The 1,714-nt window shown below is 61.8% G+C and carries 1 protein-coding gene and 1 pseudogene; one reads left to right on the forward strand and one right to left on the reverse strand.

Annotated features, from left to right (window positions below; translation table 11 throughout):
* Positions 1-983, forward strand: a 983-nt coding sequence (locus ACZYOF_RS43595; RefSeq protein ID WP_463719567.1) for an IS256 family transposase, incomplete at its 5' end; no start/stop codon positions are given.
* A gap of 224 nt (positions 984-1,207) precedes the next feature.
* Here the strand turns inward: ACZYOF_RS43595 and ACZYOF_RS43600 are convergent.
* A pseudogene (locus ACZYOF_RS43600) lies at positions 1,208-1,582 on the reverse strand (IS66 family transposase); the annotation flags it as partial.
* Between the last annotated feature and the right edge of the window lie 132 nt (positions 1,583-1,714).

Consider the following 1,714-nt stretch of genomic DNA (forward strand, 5'->3'; position numbering starts at 1 on the left):
TCGACATAGCTGTGCCACGCGACCGGGCCGGCAGCTTTGAGCCGCTATTGATCGCCAAGGGCCAGACCCGTTTCGACGGCTTTGACGACAAAATCCTGAGCCTCTACGCGCGCGGCATGACGGTGCGTGAGATCCAGGGGCATTTATCTGAACTTTATGGGGCCGAAGTCTCGCCGGATTTGATCAGCCGGGTCACCGACGCGATTCTCGACGAAGTTCGGGAATGGCAAAGTCGGCCGCTCGACCCGGTCTATCCGGTGGTATTTTTCGACGCGCTGCGGGTCAAGATTCGCGATGAAGGCATGGTCAAGAACAAGGCCGTCTATGTCGCGCTGGCGCTCAATCCGGACGGCGAGAAGGAGGTTCTGGGCTTGTGGATTGAGCAGACCGAAGGTGCCAAATTCTGGCTCAAGGTCGTCAACGACCTGAAGACGCGTGGAGTCAACGATATCCTGATCGCGGTGGTCGATGGGCTCAAGGGCTTTCCCGAGGCGATCGCCTCGGTCTATCCGCAGACCGTGGTGCAGACCTGCATCGTGCACCTGATCCGCAACAGCCTGGCGTTTGTCGCTTGGAAGGATCGCAAGGCGATCCTGCCTGCCATCAAGGCGATCTACCGGGCCGAGAATGCCGACATGGCGCTGCTCCGGCTCGACGAGTTCGAGGACGAATGGGGCAAGCGCTATCCGGCGATCGGCCAGGCTTGGCGCCGCGCCTGGGAACAGGTCGTGCCGTTCTTCGCGTTCGCTCCTGGCGTCCGCAAGATGATCTACACCACCAACGCGGTCGAGGCGCTGCACCGTAGCTTGCGCAAGATCATCAAGACCCGCGGCAGCTTTCCAAGCGACGACGCGGCGTTGAAGCTGCTTTATCTCGCCATCAAGAACGCCGGATTGAGGTGGCGGCGAGGCGTCGAGTGGACTGCCGCCATGGGCCAGTTCGCCATTCAGTTCGGCTCGCGTTTTCCGGGATCAGCGCGATGACCAAAGTGTCGATCAGCCTCATCCGCCGGCCCGAGTTTGGCCGATCAGCAAGCTCTGTAAAGGCGGGCCTGCGGCCCCCGCCTACGGCGGCTACGGCCTTGACAGACCTTGCTGCCCGGCCACTGCTAGCCACCATGGGATCGATGACAATGTCCGGCTGATGCAAGAAACGACTGCAATTCAACCTTCACAGAGGCCTCTTACACAAAATACCTGACATTCCCTGCTTTGTAGGCGGCATAACCATCCACCTGCAGAATGCCGGAAAAACCCGTCAATTGTCCGGCGATCTCCTCGGTGCCGCGGCCCTCGGCGAACACGTAGGCGACCGCCGGCGGCGACGGCCCACCCCATGGCCGGTCATCCATGGCATGCGCCCAGAACTGGCAGATGCGGGTGCGATGTCGTCCGGGATCGAGCACCGGCATCGGCGTCTCGTCGCAGAACACGCGCGGCGCGGCCTGGATCGTGCGCAGCTGGAGGTCATAGAGGCTCCTGAGCCACCAGGCCGCACGCTTCACCCAGCCGGCAAGCGTCGACCGGTCGAGATGGACGCCCTGGCCGGCCAGAATCTGCACTTGCCGATACAGCGGCAGATACCAGGTGCGGATTCCAATGATCGCGCGCAGGTATTCCAATCTGATGCCGCGCAGCGTTCCGATCTGATCGCGCGCAGGTGAAGCCCCCGATCGTTAAAGGCAATTGGCACTATCGTTAGCCCGTGGTCAAGC

It is taken from the genome of Bradyrhizobium sp. LeoA1Lang (assembly GCF_055413685.1).